Genomic DNA, 23,759 nt, shown 5'->3' on the forward strand with positions numbered 1-23,759 from the left:
TAGATTTGGGACTTGCGAATGGCAATACGCCGTCGCATAATTCGCCAAAGGCAATGAATCGATTTCTCGACGACAAGAAGAATAATTGGCAACGGCTCGAGGACCTTTTGTCGATGATGAGCGGCGTCGGCCTCCGCGGTTTATCGAGGGCCGAGGTGCGCGAATTTGGCGAACTGTATCGCCGTGCCGCGGCGGATCTGGCAATTGCCCGCTCGGAAACGCGCGATCCGAAATTGATCAATTATCTGAATAGCCTTGTGATCAGGGCTCACGGCCGCATATACCGCTCCGAGAGTGATGGCGTCGGGACGATCCGAAAGTTCTTTACACTTGAGTTTCCAAGGGCGTTTAGAGCGAATTGGAAATATATGGCGCTTGCGTTCGGGGTGTTTGCCGCGTTCGCCTTATTCGGTTTTATCGCGACGTGGGTCGATGTTGATTTTACGCATTTTGTCGCACTTTCCGGCGTAACTGATGAGATCAGGGCAAATAATCAATGGTGGAGTTCGCTCAACGAAGCCAATCAGGTCGGGGCAAGTCAGATAATGTCGAACAACATTATCGTTACGTTTCGCGTTTTTGCTTTCGGGGCATTTTTTGGCGTCGGGGCGTTTTATGACCTTGCGTTTGAGGGAGCGAGGCTTGGCAGCGTTTTCGCGGCCTGCTATCAGATCGACCCTGCATTCGGAAATGCACTCGCAAGCTTTGTGGTCGGCCACGGCGTGATCGAGCTGTCGTGCATATTCTTTTGCGGCGGTGCCGGTATGATGATCGGATACGCAATGATCGATCCCGGCGACCTGACCAGAGCCCAAGCACTTAAGAAAAAAGGCGTCGAGGCGGCCAAGATCGTCATTGGTTGTGCTTGCCTACTTGTAATCGCCGGTACGATCGAAGGGTTTCTCTCGCCGTCGGCACTGCCGCCGGGCATTAAGATCGCGACCGGCGTATTATCCGGAATTGTGATGTACAGCTACCTGATACTCGTGGGGCGTATACCCGCCGATGACGAGATCAGAGCGGGGCAAGATCGCCCGATACAAGTTGCCATCGCCGCGTAGTTTGGAGCTGTTAGCACATATTGTGCGGCTTGGGTTTTCGGACACGCGTAAACCTGACGAAGCTTTTGGCATCACCGTCCGTTATCGTCAAAACGCCATCTACGAGCGTGAATCTGTCTGATGACCTCAGTGTCTCGTAAAATGTGCGTTCAAACGACATTAGAGGCTCTTCACAAGCCATCATTGTCGAAAAGATCTCGCTGATCTGCAGTTTACCTTCGGCAAATGAATAGCTACCGCCGTACACATTGCATCCCGAAAGCCCGCCGATCTTGCCCTCGCTATCGATGTTGAGCGTGATCAGTTCTTTGCTGATCGGATCGGCGATCTTCTGCCCAAACTTATAACTATCGAGTTTCCATTTGCCCACCGGAAGCGACTCGGCAAACGCTGTGACAGCTAATCCAAGGACGATCGTGAAAAGTGCGGCGGTTTTAAGAAAGGTATTCATATCATTCCTCAACGGTGAAATATCACCGCTCTAACTTGAAGAACGAATATGGTGCGGGCGACTTGCAGCGGCCTAGATCGAAATGCTCTCAGCCGAGGCGATCGCGACGCCAAAGGCCTTTTGGGCCGATGATCGAATCATTTGCGCGTTGCCGGTAGTCAGAAACGTGTCGCCGCCGGACAATGGCATTCCCGCACTGCGGACGATCTCGACCATCTCCGCCGCGGGATCGATAAATATGGTTTGGGGCGAAACGAGTTGCCGGAGCAAGGGCGTGATCGCGGGGTAGTGAGTGCACGCGAGCAGTATATGTGAGCAGTTTTTTAGCGGTGCGAGGATGCGTTTTGCCTCGCCGCGTAACGTCTCGGATACAACGTCTCCGCTTTCGATCAGTGCCGAGAGCGGTTGGGCGATCCGCTGTTTCACTTCGATATTCTGAGCCTTAAGTAAACGCCTATACACGCCCGAGACAACCGTCCGACGACCGCCGATAAGCCCGAGCTTTGTAGGCTTCAGTTTAGCCGCCATTTTAGTCGCGGGTACGATCACTCCGTCGACCGGTATTGCGTGGTCCGCCAGATGCGGGATCGCGGTGCTCGCCGCGTTACAGCCGATGATGATGTGTGTGACACCGCGACCTTTCAGATATTCGATCACGGAATCAAGACGTGCGGTAAGCTCAGGCCGAGACATTTTGCCGTACGGCGTCGCCCCGGTATCGGACAAGTATGTCACCGGAACGTCGCCGATCTGCTCCTTGATGAGCTTATAGATACTGACTCCGCCGATACCCCAATCGATTATTCCCAACCTGCCGGCCATCGTCCCTCGCTTATGGATAACTAAGTTTTGCGTCGAGCCCATTCTCGACCGGTCCGCTGTCAAAGGCCACGATGCGCGAGTGCCAGGCCATATTGAGTATCTCCATCTTTTGTCCGGGGAAACGGCTTTCGAGATACCATTTCATCTCGTGCTCGGAGCGGATCGGATTGTACTCAAGCATTTTTTTCCAATCCGGATGTGCGACTAACTTCTGCAGAGCAGCGTCGAATCCGGAGTTTGCCTTCTGATCCTTCATCGTTCGCAGTTTATCGCCGATCAGCCGCGGATATTCGCCGACCGCAACCGGGACGGTGACCATATCAATGATCAGGAACTTGCCGCCCGGCCGCATTACGCGTTTGATCTCAGCCAAAAGCGGGTCCCAATCGAGATAGCGAAACGACATCAGCGATGTGACGGCATCGAACGAATTATCAGGAAAGGGAAGCACAGGACCGTCGATCTTCTGAAAAGATATGTGCTTATTTTCGGCATTTTTCAGTTTGGCACGCTCGATGATGCCACCCGACTCGTCCACGCCGATCCCGCTGTTGATGCGGTCGCGCAGGGCGTAGAGCAGAGCTCCGTTGCCGCACCCGATGTCGAGCATATCGACTGCTCCGTTCGGCAAATGCTCATTCAGCCATTTCCATTCGGCCTGCCGCACTCGAATATCCTGAAATGCGGCGTCGTAGAGTTCGGCGACGTGATCATACGATGTGTCGCCGTCGGGCGGACGCGGCTCAAATCGCTTCATTTTCTCAGCGGGCATAAAGCCAAGCCGCTTTTTTGCCGACGCGACAAAGCCGTGTGATTTACGGCCCTTGCAACCTATCGTATAGAGTTTGCCGTCGGCTTTGTCGCCGACCGAAACGTATTTTTCGCTGTTGCGTGAAAATGTGGTGTACCAAAAAAAGCCGTATGTCGGAATGTTGAAAGTGCGGGCAAAGAACGGTGCAAACCATCGTGCCGAACGGCAGCAAAAGAAGTATGCTGACGCGTCCTCGGCAAACGGGATCTCCATTTGTTCCCATTCATACGGTGAGAACTGTTCGGGAAAGGCAACGGTACCGTACATTGGGCCGTACATCCCGGAATGGCCGACAAAATGAAACTCCTTAATGAGTTTGTCGGCATCCTTGATCTCCGCAATTGCCTGTAGGATATCGCGTTTGCTCTCGACGGCACGCGTAATGATCTCACCGTTAAACCCCGCCTCGCGTTTCTCGTCAGCGAGGGTTTGGGCTACGACCGGAAATTGGTGGCCGCCAAGGCGGTATTTGGTGGTGTAGATCACCAAAATTACTTGATCGGTTGGCATTATCAGCTTTTATTTTATGAACTTAAATGACGCGAGAAATTTTTCGCGATCGGGCGATTTATTGGTAACAGCGACCGCCGAAGTTAGCGAATATATCTTGCCGTCCTTCTTATATATCCGGCAATCCATCAGACCGTCGATAGCGCCGAGTTTTGCCGAAGCCTGAAATGATCGTCCCGGGGCGGTGCCGGATTTAGCCGACGTGCCGGAGATGAGCGTACTATTCATTCCTTCGATCAGGCCGTTTTGAAAAGCTTCCAACAAAGTATCATCGTCCGCCGGGCCCTTCGGGATCATGGTAACCGAAACATTGTAATAGATACTATCTGCCGAACATTCGAAGTAAGTCTGCAGCTGAGGGTTCTCCGGCGTGCCGACATTCTCGGTCGATGATTCTATTTCACACGGTACCAGGACACTGAAATTTTCTTTGGCGGACTTGAATTCTTTCCATTGACCTTGGGCATTTGCAGCGGCAAAAAGCGACAGGACAAGTATCAGCAGAAAAGGAAGTTTGAGCTTCATATTTTTATTTGCGAAAACGGCAAAGCGGCGATGGCCCGTCTCTTGCCAAATTGATCAGTATTAACGACCGAGGCGTTGCACGGTCATACGGTTTCGCCTCGGCTAACTCTCTCGATGCGGTGAACCTTGTCGAGGTAGCTTTTGGCTGATTCGGATTGAAACATTTCGCGATCCTCTTCGTGGTCCGTGACCGGTTCGAGTGCGGTATCCATATATGTTAACCGATCAGGATCCTTGCGGACGCGCATATAGATCAGCCTAATTCGAATATAGAGCGATATCCACCTAAATTGTCGGCGGAGAGTCCCGGCCAGATATTTTGGATAAAAGGTCAAAGGGCTCTCGATACCAAGACCGGAGCGTCGATTTTTGCGCGACTTTATTCTCAAAAATCCACCCTCGAGCGGATGAATGCCCTCAATGTGTATGCAGCCCTTGAACCAAACGATAAAGAACATCGTCTTGCCGGGACTTGTGCCGGTCGCGATGCAGCGACGGAGCACGGTTTCCACGTGTTCGTCGGTGTAATAGGTTTCCCACGCCTTTCGATAGGTATCACGCAATTCGGTTCGCGACATTATCGCGTGGTCGGTAACGTCGTGATTGAGGTCGTATTTATTGAGGTCCTCGTCCATCGCGATGCCGGCTTCGTGTAGTCTTTTGTGATCCTCCGAGCCGGGCAGCGGTGTGAGGTAAAAGAACTCAAGCATATCGACGGGCAGTTCGCGTTTGATTATCTCAATGTCGCTGATGATCGACTCGGGCGTGTCACCCGGAAAGCCCAGAATGTATCCGCAATACGTAACGATACCGGCGTGTTTCCACGCGAGCAGCATCTGGCGGTAATCCGTGATCTTGTTTTGCCGCTTTTTGGCACCGAGCAGGCTGTCAGGATTGATATTTTCAAGGCCTATGAAGACACGTTTGATACCCGCCCTTTTTGCCTTTTCAATAAAGTTCGGCAGTTTATGACAAAGGGTATCCACCTGGATAATAAAACTGATCTTCAGTTTTTCGACCTCGCGGAGTTCGATCAGTTTGTCGAGGATGATCTCCCAATCCTTGTTGCGGGCAAAATTGTCATCGGTGATAAAAAACGAGTGAAGACCCTGAGCGACATTGGCCCTGACGATGGTTTCAATGTCGGCAGGCGATCGGCGGCGGGATTTGCGGCCCTGGACATTTATGATCGTACAGAACGAACACGCGAAAGGACAGCCGCGTCCGGCGTCAAAGCTGGTGGTCGCACCGGCGGTGAGGTGCACGCGCTCGGCCGGCAGCAGCGGCGAGGCGACGCCCTCAATATTGGGCAGATCGTCCATAAAGTTATAGACGGGCTGGAGTTCGTTGTTATGAGCATCGATCAGCACCTGGCCGAGGCGGCCTTCGGCCTCGCCGGCGAAAAGCGAGACGCCGATATCGAGTGCCTTTTGGACATAAGGATCACGTTCCTTTAGCATCGCCATCGTACCGGAAACGTGAAATCCGCCGATACCGACCTTGATACCGCGTTCTCGAAGCGGACGGGCGAGGTCGAGAGCCCTCGGAAATTGATTGGATTGCACGCCCACGAGCATCACCATTCCATCATCTGCACTCTCGATAAGTGCGGCGATGTCACTGATGTGGATCACCGTATTCGTTTCGTCAAAAGCGTGGATATCGATATCGACATCAGCACCGAGGACACTCTGTTGAGCACACTCGAGCGAGAGACCATACAGCGCGGCCAGCGAATTAGACGGAATGGCGGATCGAAACCATTGGATCACATATCCGTCATCATCGTAATGCGAAGGTTTGATCAATACTAGACTAAATCGCTTTTTCATTATTACCGAAATAATATAATGGCTTTATCGTCAAAACAAACAAACTATTACTAAAGCAGACCGCGTTCCTTGACCCGCAGATAACTTTCGAGCAGTTTCGGGACAAGCGTCTGAGTGGTGACGTCGAGAGCAAGGCCTCCGAGCGTCTCGACCATTCGAAGCGCAGTTGCGCGTTGGTGGATTATCTCCTCGGCGGCGGATTGCGTAAAGACATCCTTTAGATCGTTCGGCGTTCGGCTCACAGTGGCATTGAGGTCGCGGTCGCCAAGTGTCGCCACTAGCGGCAAGTGACGCGGACGCAAAAGTCGGAGCGATTCGATCAATTCTTTGGAGCTGTCCTTGTCGACGACGTCCGTCAAAATCACGACAAAGGCCCGTTTCTTAAGATTGGACGCAATGTATTGAAATCCACGAGCGTACGACGGTTCGATGAGCTCAGGCTCGAGGTTATACAGTGACTCAAGTACACCGTCGATATGCTCAAGGCCCCGTCTGGGCGGCACAAATCGTCGGACACGGCGTCCGAAGACGATCAGGCCGCAATTGTCGCCGGCACGGTTGCACGCGGACATCAGTGCAAGGCTCGCGTGGACGGCGGTATCAAATTTGGTCTCGTCGTTGATGCGTCCGGTCATCAAGCGTCCGGCGTCGATCGCGATCATTACAGTCTGGTCACGCTCGATCTGATATTGACGGGTCGTCAATTTTGAACGACGGGCGGTCGCGGTCCAGGAAATGTGGCGTAATTCATCGCCACGGACGTAGTCGCGCATTGATTCAAATTCGCGCCCTTCACCGCGTCTTACGGCACGGCGTTGGATAGCCAGGAACGAGCGTGCTCCGAGCGCTTTGAGTTCCATTTCGCGGGCACGGCGCATATTTGGATATACCTTGACGGACTGCGAAGTCCCGAGCTCCGCCTGACACCAGACAAGCCCGAGACGCGAGAGATATCTCACGGCCGTACGGCCAAAACTATAGCTCCCGCGTTTGGGCGGCGTGAGGTGATAATAAAACTCGACATTGGCCCGGGCGGGCACCTCAAACTCGGCCTCGCGGCTTTCTTTCAGCGTCATCTCGGCCGGATACTCGTCCTTGACCTTTATATAGTAACTACGCGAGAAGCCGTTTTCGACAATCAGACTGACCTTGACAGCGTCGCCGATCGCAAACCGCGACGAAAATTCACGGGAGACCGTGAACTCCTCCGGCAGTTTGCGGCTCAGCAAATAATCGATCACCGCGGCGGCGATCAGCAACGCATCAAATACGAAAACCGCCGTCCGCAACTCGGGCAACTTCCACGAGAGCGACAGCGGCACGATGCCGAGTGCCAGCAAAATATATGATCTTCGGGTGAAGACAAATCGCATATGGTCACGAGATTATAGCACTCTCGCTGAGTGAGCCGTGTTTTTGCCGCCGTGCCAAAGCAACTTTTCGGCATTTAGGCGGTTCTAAGCCTACAGAAGTAGTTTTGGAGGAACACAGGTGAAGGTTGTCATTTTAGGATTGATAATGTTGGTGTCGCAGATCGCCGCGTACGGACAAAGCTCGGGCGGTGTGGATGAGATATTTCTGGCCCGCGACGACGGAAACGGTAAGGCCGGCGAGGCTGTATCTAGATTCTTCACCACCGACATACCGATCTACTGCGTCGTCCAACTCGCTTCGGATGCATCCGTAACGGTAAAGATGAATTTCGTCGCAGTGGCGGTTGCGGGCGTAAAGCCTGAAACTAAGGTCGTCACGACCAGCTATACAACTAAACAAGGCCAAAGCCGTGTAAATTTCTCCGGCAAGCCTTATGACAAATGGAGTGTGGGCAAGTATAAGGTCGAAATTTACGTGGACGGCAAGTTTGCCAAGGATCTGGTTTTTGACATTCGTCCGGCGTCGGGCACACCTGACGGGGCCGCATTCTTCCAGTCTAAAACTAAGCCTTTAGCACCTACCGCGCCAAGGCCAAAGCCGGCCGCAAAGCCGAAGCGTAACTAGGCGAAGAATTTGGATCTTAACAAAAAAAGGCTGTCCGGAATCGTTCGGACAGCCTTTTCGTTCGGGTTCAAACCGAAACTACCAACGATTCGAGCCGCCGCCGTAGTTGCCGCCACCGCCTCCGCCGCGATTGCCTCCACGGCCACCACCGCCTCCGCCGTAACCACCACGACCGCCGCCACTGCCGCCACTGTAACCGCCGCGATCTTCACGGGGCTTGGCTTCGTTGACCTTGATCTCACGACCGCTGACTTCTTTGCCATTAAATTCGGCAATAGCCTTTTCGCCTTCTTCCTGCGATGCCATCTCGACAAAGCCGAAACCACGCGAACGGCCGGTTTCACGGTCTTCAACGACGGTTGCCGATTCTACGGCTCCGACGGTTGCGAACAATTCTTCCAGATCAAAACTCGAGGTCTGGAACGAGAGGTTACCTACATACAGTTTCATTGACATTGTAATATTTACCTTTTCCCTGAAAAGAGAAGCTTTTAAGAAGTGCCGAAATCGGATGTTGTGCTTCTCGGGGTTACGGTCTGCCCCCGCAAGGATCGCGTCTCGGATGCCCGGTGTCGAGCGACTTCTATATACCTTAAAACAACCAACCCTCGAACTATCCTAAACGCCGTCGAACAAGACTTACGCAGTATCGGGGCGCATCACCGTTGATGCGCGAGAGCAGGGCGAACGTTGAATATGATGCACGACGGCGCAGGCAGTTGCAAGCAACCAAAAGTAAATAATCACGGAATCATTGAGTTAAAGCAAGAATTTCGTCGATTCGCGAGCGTGCCGCGGACTCGCCGAGAGCGATAAATTCGTCGAGTTTACCGATCTGGTCGGGCCGGAGATGAGCGATCGCAGGCTCGATGACGAGGTCGGCCTTTGTCGCCTGACTACCGGATGCAGTGCGGATCAGAGCGAGGGCCGATCGTACCGTGATCGACAGCACATTACGGGGTTTGTGGCGAAATACACCGCCGCAGGCGATCAGATCGACAGCGATAATGACATCGGCGCCCATTTTGCGAATTACGTCGAGCGGTAAGACGGATGTCACGCCGCCGTCGACCAGTATACGACCGGCGGCGTCCTTGATCGGCGAAAATATACCGGGCACGGTGCAGCTTGCTCGGATTGCTTGAACGAGGTCGCCGTTGCCCTGCAATACGACTTCTTCGCCGGATACCAGATCGTATGCGACGGCGGCAAATGGAGTAGGCAGATCTTCGATCCGAGTAAACGGTAATCCGCCGGCTAAAAACTTACCCATCGGTGCGGTCGAGAGCAAGCCGCGAAGCGGAAACGACGGCCGTAAAGTGTTAAGCCATCGAACCTTGCGGGCCATCGCCTCGATCTCAGCCGCGCTCATCCCCGCTGCGAGTGCACCGCCGACAAATGATCCGGCAGACGTGCCGGCGATCATATCAAACTTGACACCGTGCTGCTCGAGCACTTTAAGTACGCCGACGTGGGCGAACCCGCGTGCACCGCCGCCTGATAGAGCCAAACCGATCTTTTTCTTAGACATAAGCTGATATCGCGGGCAGTCACCCGTAGCCGCGGGCTTCAATAGCAAATTGATTTTAACCGCACGTTGTGAAAAACTTGAAATCGTCACGATGTCCCTACAAGGTTCCGCACAACTTTCTGCTCCCGGCACGGTCGCTGATTTTGCCGCAGGCGACAACGCCTGTCCGGTCTGCTCGCGTGATGACCGCGGCGATTTTATCCCGCTCGACGCGCTTGAGGGCGACGTTGCGCGTCTGATCCGTGCAAATGCCCCGGATACTGCTGATTTCGCGTCGGTCTGCTCGCGGTGCGTGCGAATATTTGAACGGGCAAAAGAAAATCTGATCGCTGATGCGGCGATGCAGAAAGACGGTTCGCACGTGCTCTCGACGCCGTTGCGGCTTGATGCGGACGAACGCTACACCGGGCGAGGCGTGACTATCGCGTTCCTTGATTCCGGATTTTATCCGCACGTCGATCTGACGACGCCGCGAAATCGTATCGTCGCCTATCGCAATATGCTCGACGACGACGGTGATCTGTCATCGTTATTTGATCCGGATGTGGCAAGTTGGCACGGGATGATGACATCGGTCGTAGCGGCGGGCAATGGCTCGCTCTCGAACGGATTCTACCGCGGCATCGCATCAGACGCTGACGTTGTGCTCGTCAAACTTGCCCGTACGGGCCGCATCACCGATGACAACATCCGCGAGGGCCTCGAATGGGTGCTCGAAAACCGCGAAAAGCACGGGATCAGGATCGTAAACATCTCAGCCGGCGGCGACGAAGAGGCGAGTTACCTGAGCGATCCGCTGTCGCAGACGGTCGAGGCGTGCTCAGCGGCGGGTATCACGGTAGTGTGCGCGGTCGGTAATGCGGGACATCTGCCGGATCATCCGGTCGTGCCGCCGGCGAGTGCCCCGTCCTGTATAGCTGTGGGCGGGCTCGACGATAATAACTCGATCAACAGAGCACGCCGCGGTATGTACCGTTCGTCATACGGCCCGACTATCGACGGCCTCCAAAAGCCCGAGGTCATCGCGTCATCGATCTGGGTGCCGGCCCCGATCCTGCCCAATACTCCGACTGCACAACAAGCTAGCCTGCTGTCGATGCTCGATAAGGCAAAGGACGAAAACCTACACGAACTGATCGACGACAATCCCGGCATTGACCCCGAGATCGACGCCGTCGCTGACCGCGAGATCCATAGTATTCGCCAGTTGATCACGCTCAAGATACGCCGCGAAAACGTCATCACTGAGCATTATAAATACGTGGACGGCACCTCATTTGCGGCTCCGATCGTCTCGTCGGTCATCGCCCAGATGGTCGAAGCCAACCCGCGTTTGACACCGTCGGCCGTCAAACGCATCCTGATCTCGACTGCCGAACGCTTGCCCCAATTCGAAACCGACCGCCAAGGCTGGGGCGTCATCGATGCCCGCCGTGCGGTCGACAGTGCTGCGTCGTCTAAGTAGATCGGACTCGCCCGAACCGTCGTTCTGAGTGGTTGATCGGGCTCATTTTTCTGTAAAAATCGCTCAGATCGGTGTCAAAAATCATCAAAAAAGCCGCGTTTTTTGGACCAAACCGCTTCATTATTGACATTTCAGGCTCATTTTGACCGATTTTACCCCCTAAAATCGCCATAAACTGCCCCAAAACGGCTCTTTTTGGCATCAAAGTGGCCCATTTGGACCGCATTTGTGGACCACTTTTCGGCTCTAAATCATTGCAAACACAGGCTTCCTGCCCAAGTGGGCTGCCCCAAATTGGTCCGCAATGCGTGAATCTTATTTCGATACCGCCCGACTTCTTCACCAACGCCGCCTGCAACCAATAAACAATGAGTGCCGGGACCTGCGAAACCAACCACACATAATGGCGAACTAGTAAGCATAAAGGTAATGCGAGCTTAGTTAATTAATAATGAATGAGGAAAAACACCTTTAAGAATGGGTTTACTTATAATAGACTTAAAAAAATCGGCGTTGTTCTTGGAAATAATCTACAGACAGATCGAATCGGTAATTCTCGTATGATGAGCTTTTTGCATTACTTCCGCACGACTTGCGGAGTCCCCAAAACAACTATCAGGAGACGACATCCATTATCGCTGGTCTTGATCTACTCGCTACTCATTGTTCTGCTCTTTCTTGTCGAAACCAATAATTGTTCTGCGGCGACTTTTGTGGTGACCAAAACCGCAGATACAAATGACGGACTGTGCGATGCAGACTGTAGCCTCCGCGAGGCAATTGTAGCTGCGAATTCCGTGTCCTCGGACGACTTCGTCAATTTTGACCCGATGTTTTTCAATTCGGCGCATATGATCACGCTCAGCGGCAGCGAACTTATCATCGGTGCCGGAACCAATCTAACGATCAACGGACCCGGACCTAGTCTGCTGACAATCAACGCAAATAACCAGAGCCGCGTCATTTTCGTGGACCTTAATGCGACGGCAAGTATTAATGGACTGAAAATCTTCAATGGTAACGGCATCGGGTCATTCGAACATCACGGAGGCGGTATTCGAGCTTTCAATTTTACCAATGTTTCGCTGAACAATCTTGATATAACCGGCAACAGGACGCCGGGGCAGGGCGGAGGTATTTTTGTCGCAAATTCAACTATGACTGTTACAAATTGTACGGTTTCGAATAACGATGCGGGTTCGTCCGCCAGCGGGATCTTTGTATATGAGTCCACGGTTACGATCACGGGCTCAACCATTAAGGCAAATTTAGTCGGCGGCATTCAAACCAATGGCGGTAATGTAACTTTGCAGTCTTCGACCGTCATCGGCAACAACTTCGGAGGAAATGGCGGTGGCGTTGCTAATGGCGGCGGCACTTTTACCATTAACGATTCTATCATCAGCGGGAATCGAGCCCTGCAAGGCGGCGGCGGAATTTCGGGAACCAATGGGTCAATTACTATCACAAATTCGAGCATCGTAAATAACACCTCGATATACGGCGGTGGAGGCGGAATCCAAAGCAACGGCAGGCTTACTGTTACAGGTTCCACGATTGCTTACAACACGGATAATTCTCCAAACTTCGGTGGCGGTGGGATCTTTAATCGGGCCCAAACCACAACGCTTAACATTAGCAACTCATTGATCAAAGGAAATACGACCACAGGTGACGGCGGCGGAATTTACAATGACGGCACCGGACAAAACGAAAACTACTCGCTGCTGGTAAATAGTTCCCTGATAATGGAAAACTCCGCAACCGGTAAAGGCGGCGGAGTGTGGGTCGACACCGATCTCCTGTTTTATAACGTGACGATCACCGGCAATATTTCGATGTCGAACGGCGGCGGAATTTTCAACAGCGGGCTCTATACGCTTATCACGAATGTCACGATCGCCAACAATCAGGCGGCTAACGGAGGCGGCGTCCAAAACGAGAATTTCCTCTATACGCGAAACTCGCTTGTCGCCAATAATGTCGCAACGGGTGGAACTTCTCGCGATTGGTCGGGCTTCGTGGATTCGTTCGGGTATAACTTGATCAAGGATGTCTCCGGAGCTACGATCGCCGGCACGATACAAACCGGAAATATTTTCGGGATGGATCCGCTACTCGGTCCACTAAGAAACAATGGCGGACCCACGATGACTCTTGCCTTACGTCCCGGAAGTCCGGCAATCGACAAAGGAGCTTTTGTTAATCCTGCGCCGTTGTTAAATGATCAGAGGGGTTTTCTGCGTCCTGTCGATTTCGATCTTGTTCCGAATGCGGTTGACGGGAACGGCTCGGACATTGGTGCTTTTGAAAGGCAAATTGATGATGTTAGTTTCAATTTTACACCATTCGATTTTGACGGTGATTCTAAGACCGACGTGTCCATCTTCCGCCCTGCACCCGGAGAGTGGTGGGTGAGCAGGAGTTCGGATGGAGGGAATTTTACGGTGCAATTTGGGGCATCGAGGGATTTGATCGTGCCGACGGATTATACGGGAGACGGGAAGACGGATGTGGCGTTTTGGCGGCCTTCGACTGGACAGTGGTTTGTGCTGAGGTCGGAAGATTTTTCATTTTATGCGTTTCCGTTTGGGACGACGGGCGATGTTCCTGTTCCGGCGGATTATGATGGGGATGGGAAATCTGACGCGGCTGTATTTAGGGAGAGTTCGTTGACTTGGTTTATTAGTAAATCGTCAGGTGGGACGGACATTGTTGGGTTTGGGGCGGCGGGTGATAAGCCTGTGAATGCGGATTACGATGGCGACGGGAAATCGGACATTGCGGTCTTCCGGCCGAGTGGAGCGAACGGAGCGGAGTGGTGGATACGCCGCAGTTCGGATGCGAGTGTGTTCGCGGTGCAATTTGGAAACTCGACGGACAGGGCAGTTCCGAGCGATTTTACCGGCGACGGCAAAGCTGATGTTGCGTTCTGGCGGCCTTCGACGGGCTTCTGGAATGTGCTGAGAAGTGAAGACTTCTCGTACTATGCATTCCCATTCGGCTCCAACGGCGACACTCCGGTTCCGGGCGACTACGACGGCGACGGCAGAACGGACGCGGGAGTTTTCCGTCAGCCGGGAGCACAGTGGTTCGTCAACAAATCGACCGGCGGCACGCTGATACAATCGTTCGGCACCGATGGCGACGTGTCGATACCAAGTGCGTATGTGCATTGAGGCAAGCGTTAACAGTTTTGTGATTTCTTGCAAAAAGAGCCGCCCGTACTTACGAGCGGCTCTCAGTTCCGAATAAATTTCCGTGTCAATCAGTTAATTCCCCGGTGTGCGTACCGGCTTTGGCGTCGGTCGCGGTCCCTGGCGAGGCGTTGCCGCCGGGGTCGGGGTCGGCGGACGGACGTTGAACGTATTTGCAGGGCGATTGGCGCTCGGCGTACGGGTCGGTGTCGGATCCGGGGTGTCGTCCGGCGTGGCGGTCGGACTGGGTTTCGGCGTCGGTGATGGCGTCGGGGTCGGCGTCTTCACGTTGGCGTTAGTGTTGAAATTCGAATTGAGGTTGCTCGGCGAGTTGAAGTTCGCGTTCATATTGAAGTTGAAATTCGTGTCTATGGCCGGCATCGAATTTACGTTCGAATTGAGATTGCCGTTAAAGCTACCGAGATTGGTATTGATATTGCCATTTGCGGGCGGTTCCTTTTGCAAAAGCCAAAATAGCCCGGCACCTACACCGAGCAGCGTGAGCGTCCCGATGATGGTCAAGACTACGACCTTGAGTGTGTTCGGCTTTTCGGCCGGCGGCGGATAATATGCCTGAGCGACGCGTGAGCGCACGTCTTGCGGCGTCGGAGCGGGCGTGGTCGGAATGACGATACGCTCTGACGGCGGGGTCGGCGGCGGCAGTTCGGCATTGAGATCGTCGATCGACGGCGGTGGGGCCGGCACGTCTTTGCGGCGAATGACCGTGACCTCGCCGATGTCGTCGTCTTCAAACCCGGGAACGTCGAACTCCTCGCTTGGCATCTCGACAAAGCTCGGTTCCTTTTGATCGATCAGCGGCGAACCGTCCTTGGTGCAAAAACGGATGATATCTTCGTCAAAAGTGGTGTCGCAGATCGGGCAAATTTTCATAGTGAGTCACACTTAGCGCGAGGCGTCGGCTGATAATGTGCAATATTACCACGAATCGTCTTTTGGAAAATAACGTGCAGTGCTCGATCGAACAATAAATTTGTCGGCAGAGTTGGGTTCGCGGGACACGGGGCGTCAAGATCGTGGGTAATCCACCAACGAGGTCTAACCGTCGCCGGTGAATTGACCGCTGATCGTACTGTGGTACATCGGGTCGGCGTTGAGCGAATCCTGAAGGGCATCGAGGAAGAAGGCAATATTGCTGTCATCGTGCGAGCGCATATTTTCTACGATCGAATAAGCGATTATCGCATTGGACCCGAATTCGAATGACAACCGCGGCAACCCCGAATTGCGAGCGTAATACGCTTGAGCAATATAGCCCGCGGCCTCGTTGTCGATCCACGGCATAGACGAGCGTGTGAGGTCAAAGGAAGCGTGGACCGCCTCGTGACAGATCAAGGCGTTGAACAACCTAGAATATCGCGGATTACGGCCGAGGTAGAATGTGTTTGCGGCAAATCCGTGCGCGGTATCGGCGTGGGCGCTGTACATCGCAATATCGGTCGTAAAGTGGTTTTCGACTACGGCGAGACTGCCATCAGAGAGAGCATCGGCAACCGCTAAAAAACTGTGCCCATTTACCGAGATCGTCGCACCGGATGTACCCGTAAAACTAAATCTGATCCGCTGAGCCTCGCTACTTCGCAGGATCGAGATCATTTGTTCTTTCGCGCCCATATTTTAACACCTCGCGGCTTTCCGAAATGTTGACGACATCATATTAACTCTTTTGCGTATAGACTAGTTAATAAATTCTTTGGTGCCGGACGGGTTTAACAAGACCGGTGCGTCAAAAGCCGTTTGCTCTTCTTCGAGATCCCAGATCTCGTACAGCAGAGCAGGACACTCGGTGACGAACCGCGACGGTTTCTGCAGGACGGTCTGGCGATTATAGTCGGTCATCAGCAGCGGATAAGTCAGATATAGCTCGTCCTTGGCCCGCGTCATCGCGACGTACCAGAGGCGACGCTCTTCCTCCTCGCTGTCGATCTCGCGAAGCGACTTGGGCGAAGGAAACTTGCCCTCGGCGGCCCAAATTATAAAGACCGCTTTCCACTCGAGTCCCTTTGCCTGATGGACGCTCGTTAAAGTTAACAGTTCGTCATCATCGCCGCCCGAGATGACCTCTTCGCCGACAAGCGGCGTTGGTTCCTTAAAACGCTCGGTCGAGAGCAAGGCGAGTTCAGACAGAAACTCCTCGGTCGAAGAGTAGCGATCGGCAAATGATGCAAGCCCTTTGAGGTCCTCGATGCGGGCCTCGGCATTCTCAAAGTTTTCGTGCAGATACTGCTCGTAGCCGCTCGTGAGGATGATTCCGATCTGCTTTGAAGGCCGCCCGCGATTTTCGTCGGCGACCAGCAATTCGAGCAGAGCGATAAATGCTTTCCAGGTCGCCTTTTCGCGCACGTTCGGCGGTGCAGAAATACGCGATGCTGAAAAATTACCGGGCAATGTGATCGACTCCGAGATCTCGCCGGTGTCCTGTAACAAGGCCGGTTCCGCCGTTTGCATCGTGTCATAGATGCGGTTTGCCGTCTTGTTGCCGATCCCGGGGATCATTTTTAGAATGCGTTTCCAGGCGAGTTCATCGCGAGGATTGATGATGATGCGGAGGTACGAGATGACGTCCTTGATGTGAGCCTGTTCGAAAAATCGAACGCCCGACTGGACGCGGTACGGGATGTTTCGCCGCGAAAGTTCGAGTTGGAGTTCGATCGAATGGTAATGCGAACGGTACAGCACCGCCATATCCTCGAGGCTTGTCCCTTCGTCACGAAGTTCTAAGATCCTCGATGCAACAAACGCTGATTGCTGCTCGACGTCCGAACACGGCACCAACGCCGGCCTGATGTCACGCGAACGGCGGACGGCGGTCAGAACCTTTGGAAACTGTTTGCGGTTGCACGCGATAGACGTATTGGCGAGTCCGAGGATCTCGGGCGTCGAACGATAGTTGGTCTCGAGCTTGAAAACCTGAGCGTCGGGGTAGCGTTTGGGAAACTCGTAGATATTCGAAAACTCGGCACCGCGCCATGCAAAGATCGACTGGGCGTCATCGCCGACGACCATAACATTGCGATGCTTGACCGCCAAAAGGTCGATGATCTCTGCCTGAAGTCGGTTGGTGTCCTGATATTCGTCGACCAAGATATGCTGAAACTGTTCGGCGTAGAGATCGCCGATCGCCGGTTTTTCGACCAAAAGGCGCTTGACGTTGAGCAACAGGTCGTCGTAATCCATCACGTTTCGCTCTTGTTTGCGAGTCTGATAGAGCATAGCGACACGCTTGATCGGGGCGGTCAGCGGCTCGAAATACGGATACTTGAGCGCGACCACATCCTCGATGGCCATATCAGTATTATTCGCGTACGAGATGATGCCCAGTATCACCTCTGCCTTGGGGAAGCGTTGTGCCTTGGTGTCGACGCCCGCGTCGTCAACGCAGACGCTGATCAATTCGCGGGCGTCCTCGCTGTCGAGGATCGAATAGTTTTGGTCAAAGCCAATACTCACGGCGTGGCGGCGGAGTATCAGATTGGCGATCCGGTGAAATGTCCCGCCCCATACGCGATGGACGTTGTTCGATCCGGTCAGAGACTCAACTCGACGGAGCATCTCGCGGGCCGCCCGATTGGTAAATGTCGCAAGCAGAATGCTCTGCGGCGAGACGCCCTGCTCGATCAGATACGCGACGCGGTAAGTGATCGCACGCGTTTTGCCCGTGCCCGCACCCGCAACGACCAATGCCGCCTTGGGCGGAGCAGTAACGACGCGAAACTGCTCGTCGTTGAGTTCGCTTTTATATCGTGTTAACCGCTCGGGCAGGGCCGATCGATCTCGTTTTATGACGTAGCGTGCCATCGTTTCATTTATAACACGCTATCCCGTATATTAAAAGCGCATCAGATCTTTGAATTGTCGATTTCGATGCCAGTGTGCACTGCGACGAGCTCACTCAATTTCGGAGGCCGAGCGGAAACCTAGAGATCGCCGATATACTTGCTCAAATCTTCGCAGCACAGCATAATACTGAGAATGAAAAAGGCGCAGATCATTAAAACTTCGATCAAATTATTTGTTATCGCCGCAGTGTCGGCGGTCGGCATCATTAGTTTGGGTTCGGCTCGGACGTATGCGAGCTTGGGTTCGACCGGTTCGGCGGGGCCGAGAGCACTGTATGTACAGAATTGTGCGAAGTGCCACGGGGCAGATGGCCGGGCGGACACACCGAAAGGCCGCGAGGTCGATGCCGATGACCTGACGAGTTCGGCGACAAAGCGAGCCAGCACCGCCAAGCTACTCCGCGTGATCACCAAGGGAAAAGGCGATATGCCTAGCTTTGCTAAAAAACTCACGGCGGAGCAGATCCGTCAGATCTCTCGCTACATCCGAACGCTCTAGAGCGTCGTCGGCAAATCGCGAAATTTCTCGTCAACGCACGGCGAAACTCACATTGACTACTGCCGTCATATCCTTTTCGATGGTCGATGTGTCGTAGGTGCCGTAGTCGGAAACGTCTGTAGAATCGGCCGCGGTGATCTGCAGCACACCCATTTTGGCTGATTTGACCGAGCCGATTGAGTTGCCTGTGCTTGACGCGATCCGCTCGGCTCTTTCCTTTGCGTCCTTTGACGCCTCACCCAACATCTCGATCTTAAGATCACCGATCTTGGTGTAATAATATTGAGGCGACTTGGACTCGACCAAAATGCCCTGATCGATCAATTCTGTCGCCTCCCGCGAGATCTGAGCGATCTTTTGTACATCGACGGATCTGACCTCGATCTGCTGTGTGAGTTGGTACCCGATTATCTCCTGAGTTTCGCCTCCGTTTGCATCCTGACGCTTTACGGCAGTCGTCGTGATCGACGATACGGTCAATTGCTCCTCAGGAATGCCTTTGCCGATCAGATATTGCTTCAGCTTGGGCACATTGGCAGAAAGCGTTCGATATGCGTCGCTCAACTGCGGGGCCTCGGCGGAGATACCGGCACTCCAAACGACAAGATCGGACGAGATGCGGCGTTTTGCTGAACCGGTCACGGTGATCGATTCGTCGCCGCGCTTTGAGGTCGAATAAAACCATCCGAAGATCAACGACGACAGTATCAATCCGATCGCCAGAGCAACCCCCGAATTAAACCAACGATTTTTGCGTTCGTCACTCATTTCAATCCTCCCCGAAAATAATGCTGTTCAAGCTCATCATACACCTATTTGATCTAGTGCAAAGTAATTAATTCGGCGTGCGGTAGCCGGTGTTCCGAAATGCGTCGGGTTTGCAAATAGAGCCTCGTAAAGTTAGGATTGGGTACTTGCAGTAACAACATTTGAGGAAATAACGCAATGAAATTACCAGGTGGAATGGATCTAGGGTCGATGATGCGTCAGGCCCAGGAAATGCAGGCGAAAATGGGCGCCGAAATGAAGCAGATGATCGTCGAGGCTGCTGCCGGCGGCGGTGCCGTGACGGTCAAGATGCGGGGCGATTTTGAGGTGATCAGCGTGACATTCTCGCCGGACCTTATCAAAGACGGCGATGTCGAGATGATACAGGATCTGACGGTTGCCGCTCTCAACGAAGGCCGCCGAAAAGTCGAAGAATCGCTCAAAGGTAAGCTGGGCGGAATGCTCCCGCCGGGACTGATGTAAATTAAATGCTTGATTACTCAGAACCGGTCGCCAAGCTGATCGACGAATTTAAGCGACTGCCCGGCGTCGGGCAAAAGTCAGCCCAGCGATTGGCTTTCTACATTTTGCGGAGGCCGATGCCGGAGGTCGAGCAGTTTGCGAATGCTCTCCGCGAGGTTAAGGAAAAGATCGTATTTTGCTCGGTCTGCAATAACCTGACGGATGTGGATCCGTGTCTTTACTGCGCCAATCCAAAGCGTGACCGTTCGATCATATGCATTGTCGAGGAGCCGTATAATTTGGTCGCAGTCGAAAAAACGCGGTCATTTCGCGGCTTGTACCACATCATCCACGGATCGCTGTCGCCGCTGCGAGGCATAGGGCCGGACGAATTAATGCTCGCCAACCTCATTCCACGGTTGCGACCTGAAAATAACGAGGGCGTTGAGATCGCCGAGGTGATCGTCGCGACAAACCCAACGACCGAGGGCGAAGCGACAGCAAATTACATTGCCCGTTTGCTCAAACCACTCGGCGTGCGTGTAACGCGGATCGCGATGGGTATGCCGGTCGGAGCGGACATCGAGTTTGTCGATGAAGTGACGATGGACAAGGCACTGACCAATCGCCACGATATGTAGTCGGCGGATCGGATATGAAAAGGGCGGCTTGGAAAGTTTCCAAGCCGCCCTTTTTAATTTAATGTGTGGAGTTACTAGAATCGCACCTTCAACTCGGTCGCGTCCGATGCACTCTTAGAACGCTTCCATTCCTCCTCGGTGTCGTAAAAATTCACGTCAAAGTTTAAGAGACTCTTGAGCGGGATGCCGTCAAACTCATTCGGAGCTCCTTCAAATTTGGCGATAGTGCCGATGCCAATGACGTCGGCCCCGAGTTCGCGTACAAGGTCGATCGTCTCTTGAATCGCCCGGCCGGAACGAATAATGTCATCGACGATGATCGCCGGATAGATATCACCCTGACTGATAAATTGGCGAAACTGCCGTTTACCTTGTTCCATTTCGGCCCAATATATCTGATGAGCACCTAGCGCCTCGCGGATGCCGAATGCGACCATTATGCCGCCCGGACTCGGGCTGATGATCGAGATCTCCGGCAAACGGCTTGCGATCATCTTCTCCATTCGAAACAAACGGCTGAGGCCCACTGACAGCACACGGGCGTTGTCGTAATACCTGAATGCCAGCGGCATCTGAAAGTAATGGGACGCGTGTTTGCCGTTCGGGTAAACAAAATGTCCGCGTTGGTAAGCACCGGTATCCGTGAGGATCTTCATCACGGACTCGGGCGATGGAACGAGATCAACCATAAAATTCTCCTATAAATTGCAATTGTTGGTAAATGAAATGATATCTAATAGTAAGCACCGCAGACGCTATTATCAACTTTCAGTCCGTAAAATTTCCCGAATGAGGTTCTGTTGACCGACATTCATCGCGGCCGGGAGGTCCTCGGCGGTAAACCAACCGAGGCTAACTATCTCGCGACTGAGCACCGTCGGATCACCGACGGGGCGGGCTAGAAATAGTATCTCGACGTGGCGTTTCAGCGTGCGGATGCGGTACAACCTGACATCCGTGAGTTCGATGCCCGTTTCCTCAGCGACCTCGCGGCGGAGAGCGTCTTCGGGTTGCTCACCAAAGCCTATAAAGCCGCCCGGAATCCCCCAACCCGACGCCGGACGGAGCACGTGATCGAGCAGCAGCACCTGCCCCGCGTCGTTAGTGATAACGGCCGCCACTGAGACGGTGAATGTCCGCTGCGAGATGCGTGTGATGCGTGTGCGAAGCCAAGCGGGGAGAAGTCTCCAGATCTTACCTAACAGATTCATATAAATTAATTTGGCCGGGCCGTCATCAAATTGGAAAAACAACAGTGTTGTTAATGTTTAAAACATATAGGCTGAGAAACCATCGGCCGTTGTTGAAGTAATTTTCTCCATCTCGTACAACGCACGGATATATGAAGCGATCAATTATCTCCCGAATTTTGCTGTCCGCCGCATTTCTAAGCTTAACAGGTGCCGTCTTTGGCCAGACATCGGCGGCCTCAGCGGACGTCGCCGCATCATTCAGTCGATTCGAACTAACGCGGGCGACGATCGCGGACACCGGAAACGGAAGTCGGCAGATCAAGTTTAGCGGAGATCGGGCGATCACGGTAGAACTGACGCCGCACGATCTAAGGATTGCCGGATCACGCAGCGAAAATACGGGCATAGACGGCAGGGTTCCGCAACCGCTCGCGGCTATCAGCACATATACGGGAACGGGCGTCGGCGGCGTTTCTGCACGAATAAATTTTAACGGCGGTGTGTTTGAGGGGTTTCTCAACGTCAACGGCGAAATTCTTTTCATTGAGCCCGCGAGCCGCTATTCAAAGTCGTCTAATGCCGCGGAGTACGTCATATATCGGGCAGAAGACGCGATCGCTCGCAGTCCGATATCGTGCGGGTCAAAACTCGGCGACAAGATCGGCTCTCTGATGCCCGTAGTGCAAACGGCCCAAAGCTCCGTTGCAATCAAAAGGATCGAACTCGCCACGGAAGCCGACCTGGAATACGTTTCGACACTCGGCGGCATTGCTCAGGCAAATAACGAGATCCTGGGCATACTGAATACGATCGAAGGGCTCTACGCGAATGAATTAAACCTGACGATCAAGGTCGTGTACCAGCATACCTGGACGGTCGCGGACCCGTTTGCCAGCGTTAATTCTGAGACGGCGGTGCGTAATTTTCAAGCACATTGGAATTCTAACTTTCCGCTTTCGGAATATCCGCGTGACGCCGCTCACCTGTTTTCGGGCAAGTCGAATCTGCAATCGCAGGGTTGGGCGTTTATCGGTGCGACGTGCCGCAGGCCGGCCGATGCTTACGGTATGAGCGGCTACGTGAACTGGGCTCCGGCAAAGTATCTGATCACTGCCCACGAACTCGGGCACAACCTCGGTGCCAACCACGTCGAGGCGGCACAGAACTGCGGCAATTCGCTGATGAACGCGCAATTGAGCGGCGACACGCCGATGTCATTTTGCCAATATTCTCGCGACGAGATCGGAACCTATATTGACACGAATGGTAGTTGCATCACCTCCGCCAACAAGTGTGCCTTTGATTTTGAAGGTGACGGCAAGTCGGACATCTCGATCTTTCGGCCGTCGGGCGGCGAATGGTGGTATCAACGAAGCAGCGATGGCGGCAACTCGGCGTCGCGATTCGGTACACAAAGCGATGTTTTGATACCGGCCGACCTGACCGGTGACGGTAAAAGCGATATTGCCTTTTTTAGGCCATCGACGGGATTTTGGTACGTACTTCGCAGTGAGGATCAGTCGTTTTACGCGGTGCCCTTTGGAATGGCGGGTGATGTGCCCGTTCCGGCCGACTTTGACGGTGACCAAAAAGCGGACATCGCGATATTTCGCCCGTCGACGCAGACGTGGTTTGTGCAACGATCATCCGGAGGCACCGATATTATCGGTTTTGGTTCGAACGGCGACAAGCCGGTAGTCGGCGATTATGACGGTGACGGCAAGGCCGATATTGCCGTTTTTCGCAACAATGCCGGCATCGGCGAATGGTGGATCAGACGAAGTTCAGATGCGGGTGTTACTGCCGCACAGTTTGGATCAGCGACAGACAAAACTGTCCAAGGCGATTACACGGGCGACGGCAAGGCAGACATCGCTCTTTGGAGGCCGTCGAACGGCTTATGGTATATCCTGCGGAGTGAAGATCGGACATTTTACGCGTTTCCATTCGGTTCGAACGGGGATGTGCCGGTCGCCGGAGATTATGATGGTGACGGCCGTACGGATGCGGCGGTTTTCAGGCCATCAAATTCGACCTGGTACGCCGCTCGCTCCACAGCGGGAACACTCATACAACAGTTCGGCCAAGTAGGTGATGTGCCGATCGCAAACGCGTTTGTTAGGTGAGCATTCGCGA

Annotated in this window: 23 protein-coding genes; 8 read left to right on the forward strand and 15 right to left on the reverse strand. The window is 53.6% G+C overall.

The features are described 5' to 3' along the window. Window positions 1–53 precede the first annotated feature (53 nt). Window positions 54–1,061: a stage II sporulation protein M gene (locus IPQ00_16990; GenBank protein ID MBL0242262.1), complete on the forward strand. Its 1,008-nt coding sequence runs from the start codon at window positions 54–56 to the stop codon at window positions 1,059–1,061. Window positions 1,062–1,071: 10 nt separating this feature from the next. Here IPQ00_16990 and IPQ00_16995 read toward each other — a convergent pair whose 3' ends face one another. The 6 genes from IPQ00_16995 to IPQ00_17020 all read right to left on the reverse strand — a co-directional run bounded on the left by IPQ00_16995 (window position 1,072) and on the right by IPQ00_17020 (window position 7,385). After that, the gene (locus tag IPQ00_16995) at window positions 1,072–1,512 is read right to left on the reverse strand and encodes an META domain-containing protein (protein ID MBL0242263.1); all 441 of its coding nucleotides are present in this window, start codon (window positions 1,510–1,512) and stop codon (window positions 1,072–1,074) included. Between the two features lie 72 nt (window positions 1,513–1,584). Continuing rightward, complete coding sequence (locus IPQ00_17000; GenBank protein ID MBL0242264.1) at window positions 1,585–2,376, reverse strand: aspartate/glutamate racemase family protein; 792 nt, start codon at window positions 2,374–2,376, stop codon at window positions 1,585–1,587. Then, a complete protein-coding gene (locus tag IPQ00_17005; protein MBL0242265.1) occupies window positions 2,345–3,655 on the reverse strand; it encodes a class I SAM-dependent methyltransferase in 1,311 nt (436 codons plus the stop codon). Before IPQ00_17005 ends, IPQ00_17000 begins: the two co-directional genes overlap by 32 nt. 9 nt (window positions 3,656–3,664) lie before the next feature. Beyond that, window positions 3,665–4,180: a hypothetical protein gene (locus IPQ00_17010; GenBank protein MBL0242266.1), complete on the reverse strand. Its 516-nt coding sequence runs from the start codon at window positions 4,178–4,180 to the stop codon at window positions 3,665–3,667. An 83-nt stretch (window positions 4,181–4,263) separates the two neighbouring features. After that, window positions 4,264–6,012 (reverse strand): radical SAM protein, encoded by a 1,749-nt coding sequence (locus tag IPQ00_17015; GenBank protein MBL0242267.1) that lies wholly within the window; start codon window positions 6,010–6,012, stop codon window positions 4,264–4,266. Between the two features lie 50 nt (window positions 6,013–6,062). Continuing rightward, complete coding sequence (locus tag IPQ00_17020) at window positions 6,063–7,385, reverse strand: DUF58 domain-containing protein (GenBank protein MBL0242268.1); 1,323 nt, start codon at window positions 7,383–7,385, stop codon at window positions 6,063–6,065. Window positions 7,386–7,503: 118 nt separating this feature from the next. Between IPQ00_17020 and IPQ00_17025 the strand changes: the two genes are divergently transcribed. Then, complete coding sequence (locus IPQ00_17025) at window positions 7,504–8,010, forward strand: hypothetical protein (GenBank protein MBL0242269.1); 507 nt, start codon at window positions 7,504–7,506, stop codon at window positions 8,008–8,010. A 78-nt stretch (window positions 8,011–8,088) separates the two neighbouring features. Here the strand turns inward: IPQ00_17025 and IPQ00_17030 are convergent, their stop codons facing one another. Continuing rightward, window positions 8,089–8,466 (reverse strand): RNA-binding protein, encoded by a 378-nt coding sequence (locus IPQ00_17030; GenBank protein ID MBL0242270.1) that lies wholly within the window; start codon window positions 8,464–8,466, stop codon window positions 8,089–8,091. 295 nt (window positions 8,467–8,761) lie between these two features. Continuing rightward, the gene (locus IPQ00_17035; protein MBL0242271.1) at window positions 8,762–9,541 is read right to left on the reverse strand and encodes a patatin-like phospholipase family protein; all 780 of its coding nucleotides are present in this window, start codon (window positions 9,539–9,541) and stop codon (window positions 8,762–8,764) included. Between the two features lie 340 nt (window positions 9,542–9,881). On the opposite strand from IPQ00_17035, the gene IPQ00_17040 reads away from it, so the two are divergent. Then, window positions 9,882–11,006: a S8 family serine peptidase gene (locus IPQ00_17040; protein MBL0242272.1), complete on the forward strand. Its 1,125-nt coding sequence runs from the start codon at window positions 9,882–9,884 to the stop codon at window positions 11,004–11,006. On the opposite strand, the gene IPQ00_17045 is transcribed toward IPQ00_17040, so the two are convergent. After that, on the reverse strand, window positions 10,999–11,406 hold the full coding sequence (locus IPQ00_17045; GenBank protein ID MBL0242273.1) for a hypothetical protein: 408 nt from the start codon (window positions 11,404–11,406) through the stop codon (window positions 10,999–11,001). The two genes, IPQ00_17040 and IPQ00_17045, sit on opposite strands and share 8 nt — an antisense overlap. Before the next feature lie 160 nt (window positions 11,407–11,566). Here IPQ00_17045 and IPQ00_17050 point away from each other — a divergent pair, with 160 nt between their 5' ends. Next, a complete protein-coding gene (locus tag IPQ00_17050) occupies window positions 11,567–14,185 on the forward strand; it encodes a VCBS repeat-containing protein (protein ID MBL0242274.1) in 2,619 nt (872 codons plus the stop codon). A 93-nt stretch (window positions 14,186–14,278) separates the two neighbouring features. Here IPQ00_17050 and IPQ00_17055 read toward each other — a convergent pair whose 3' ends face one another. The 3 genes from IPQ00_17055 to IPQ00_17065 all read right to left on the reverse strand — a co-directional run bounded on the left by IPQ00_17055 (window position 14,279) and on the right by IPQ00_17065 (window position 18,019). After that, window positions 14,279–15,094, reverse strand: a complete 816-nt coding sequence (locus IPQ00_17055) for a hypothetical protein (GenBank protein ID MBL0242275.1) — start codon at window positions 15,092–15,094, stop codon at window positions 14,279–14,281. A 165-nt stretch (window positions 15,095–15,259) separates the two neighbouring features. After that, entirely contained in the window at window positions 15,260–15,835 is a 576-nt protein-coding gene (locus IPQ00_17060) for a hypothetical protein (GenBank protein MBL0242276.1), read from the reverse strand. Between the two features lie 63 nt (window positions 15,836–15,898). After that, window positions 15,899–18,019 carry an ATP-dependent helicase gene (locus tag IPQ00_17065; protein ID MBL0242277.1) on the reverse strand — a complete coding sequence of 707 codons (2,121 nt, stop codon included), beginning with the start codon at window positions 18,017–18,019 and terminating at the stop codon, window positions 15,899–15,901. A 174-nt stretch (window positions 18,020–18,193) separates the two neighbouring features. On the opposite strand from IPQ00_17065, the gene IPQ00_17070 reads away from it, so the two are divergent. Next, window positions 18,194–18,559, forward strand: a complete 366-nt coding sequence (locus IPQ00_17070; GenBank protein ID MBL0242278.1) for a cytochrome c — start codon at window positions 18,194–18,196, stop codon at window positions 18,557–18,559. Window positions 18,560–18,589: 30 nt separating this feature from the next. Here IPQ00_17070 and IPQ00_17075 read toward each other — a convergent pair whose 3' ends face one another. Beyond that, window positions 18,590–19,327: an SIMPL domain-containing protein gene (locus IPQ00_17075; GenBank protein ID MBL0242279.1), complete on the reverse strand. Its 738-nt coding sequence runs from the start codon at window positions 19,325–19,327 to the stop codon at window positions 18,590–18,592. 177 nt (window positions 19,328–19,504) lie between these two features. Between IPQ00_17075 and IPQ00_17080 the strand changes: the two genes are divergently transcribed. Together IPQ00_17080 and recR are read left to right on the forward strand one after the other, a co-directional pair. Then, window positions 19,505–19,810, forward strand: coding sequence for a YbaB/EbfC family nucleoid-associated protein (locus tag IPQ00_17080; protein MBL0242280.1), 306 nt, complete (start codon window positions 19,505–19,507; stop codon window positions 19,808–19,810). A gap of 5 nt (window positions 19,811–19,815) precedes the next feature. Beyond that, complete coding sequence (recR, locus tag IPQ00_17085; GenBank protein MBL0242281.1) at window positions 19,816–20,430, forward strand: recombination protein RecR; 615 nt, start codon at window positions 19,816–19,818, stop codon at window positions 20,428–20,430. A 74-nt stretch (window positions 20,431–20,504) separates the two neighbouring features. On the opposite strand, the gene IPQ00_17090 is transcribed toward recR, so the two are convergent. Together IPQ00_17090 and IPQ00_17095 are read right to left on the reverse strand one after the other, a co-directional pair. Beyond that, window positions 20,505–21,119 carry a phosphoribosyltransferase gene (locus IPQ00_17090; protein MBL0242282.1) on the reverse strand — a complete coding sequence of 205 codons (615 nt, stop codon included), beginning with the start codon at window positions 21,117–21,119 and terminating at the stop codon, window positions 20,505–20,507. A 72-nt stretch (window positions 21,120–21,191) separates the two neighbouring features. Continuing rightward, window positions 21,192–21,641 (reverse strand): NUDIX domain-containing protein, encoded by a 450-nt coding sequence (locus IPQ00_17095; GenBank protein MBL0242283.1) that lies wholly within the window; start codon window positions 21,639–21,641, stop codon window positions 21,192–21,194. A gap of 131 nt (window positions 21,642–21,772) precedes the next feature. Here IPQ00_17095 and IPQ00_17100 point away from each other — a divergent pair, with 131 nt between their 5' ends. After that, entirely contained in the window at window positions 21,773–23,749 is a 1,977-nt protein-coding gene (locus IPQ00_17100) for a VCBS repeat-containing protein (protein MBL0242284.1), read from the forward strand. Window positions 23,750–23,759 lie beyond the last annotated feature (10 nt).

It is taken from the genome of Chloracidobacterium sp. (assembly GCA_016720705.1).
GTDB lineage: Bacteria > Acidobacteriota > Blastocatellia > Pyrinomonadales > Pyrinomonadaceae > OLB17.

Bases quoted from the DNA above. Each gene is read 5' to 3' on its own strand.
- IPQ00_16990 (MBL0242262.1), top strand. From the start codon at position 54: ATGAATCGATTTCTCGACGACAAGAAGAATAATTGGCAACGGCTCGAG.
- IPQ00_16995 (MBL0242263.1), bottom strand. From the start codon at position 1,512: ATGAATACCTTTCTTAAAACCGCCGCACTTTTCACGATCGTCCTTGGA.
- IPQ00_17000 (MBL0242264.1), bottom strand. From the start codon at position 2,376: ATGGGCTCGACGCAAAACTTAGTTATCCATAAGCGAGGGACGATGGCC.
- IPQ00_17005 (MBL0242265.1), bottom strand. From the start codon at position 3,655: ATGCCAACCGATCAAGTAATTTTGGTGATCTACACCACCAAATACCGC.
- IPQ00_17010 (MBL0242266.1), bottom strand. From the start codon at position 4,180: ATGAAGCTCAAACTTCCTTTTCTGCTGATACTTGTCCTGTCGCTTTTT.
- IPQ00_17015 (MBL0242267.1), bottom strand. From the start codon at position 6,012: ATGAAAAAGCGATTTAGTCTAGTATTGATCAAACCTTCGCATTACGAT.
- IPQ00_17020 (MBL0242268.1), bottom strand. From the start codon at position 7,385: ATGCGATTTGTCTTCACCCGAAGATCATATATTTTGCTGGCACTCGGC.
- IPQ00_17030 (MBL0242270.1), bottom strand. From the start codon at position 8,466: ATGTCAATGAAACTGTATGTAGGTAACCTCTCGTTCCAGACCTCGAGT.
- IPQ00_17035 (MBL0242271.1), bottom strand. From the start codon at position 9,541: ATGTCTAAGAAAAAGATCGGTTTGGCTCTATCAGGCGGCGGTGCACGC.
- IPQ00_17040 (MBL0242272.1), top strand. From the start codon at position 9,882: ATGCAGAAAGACGGTTCGCACGTGCTCTCGACGCCGTTGCGGCTTGAT.
- IPQ00_17050 (MBL0242274.1), top strand. From the start codon at position 11,567: ATGATGAGCTTTTTGCATTACTTCCGCACGACTTGCGGAGTCCCCAAA.
- IPQ00_17055 (MBL0242275.1), bottom strand. From the start codon at position 15,094: ATGAAAATTTGCCCGATCTGCGACACCACTTTTGACGAAGATATCATC.
- IPQ00_17060 (MBL0242276.1), bottom strand. From the start codon at position 15,835: ATGGGCGCGAAAGAACAAATGATCTCGATCCTGCGAAGTAGCGAGGCT.
- IPQ00_17065 (MBL0242277.1), bottom strand. From the start codon at position 18,019: ATGGCACGCTACGTCATAAAACGAGATCGATCGGCCCTGCCCGAGCGG.
- IPQ00_17070 (MBL0242278.1), top strand. From the start codon at position 18,194: ATGAAAAAGGCGCAGATCATTAAAACTTCGATCAAATTATTTGTTATC.
- IPQ00_17075 (MBL0242279.1), bottom strand. From the start codon at position 19,327: ATGAGTGACGAACGCAAAAATCGTTGGTTTAATTCGGGGGTTGCTCTG.
- IPQ00_17080 (MBL0242280.1), top strand. From the start codon at position 19,505: ATGAAATTACCAGGTGGAATGGATCTAGGGTCGATGATGCGTCAGGCC.
- recR (MBL0242281.1), top strand. From the start codon at position 19,816: ATGCTTGATTACTCAGAACCGGTCGCCAAGCTGATCGACGAATTTAAG.
- IPQ00_17090 (MBL0242282.1), bottom strand. From the start codon at position 21,119: ATGGTTGATCTCGTTCCATCGCCCGAGTCCGTGATGAAGATCCTCACG.
- IPQ00_17095 (MBL0242283.1), bottom strand. From the start codon at position 21,641: ATGAATCTGTTAGGTAAGATCTGGAGACTTCTCCCCGCTTGGCTTCGC.
- IPQ00_17100 (MBL0242284.1), top strand. From the start codon at position 21,773: ATGAAGCGATCAATTATCTCCCGAATTTTGCTGTCCGCCGCATTTCTA.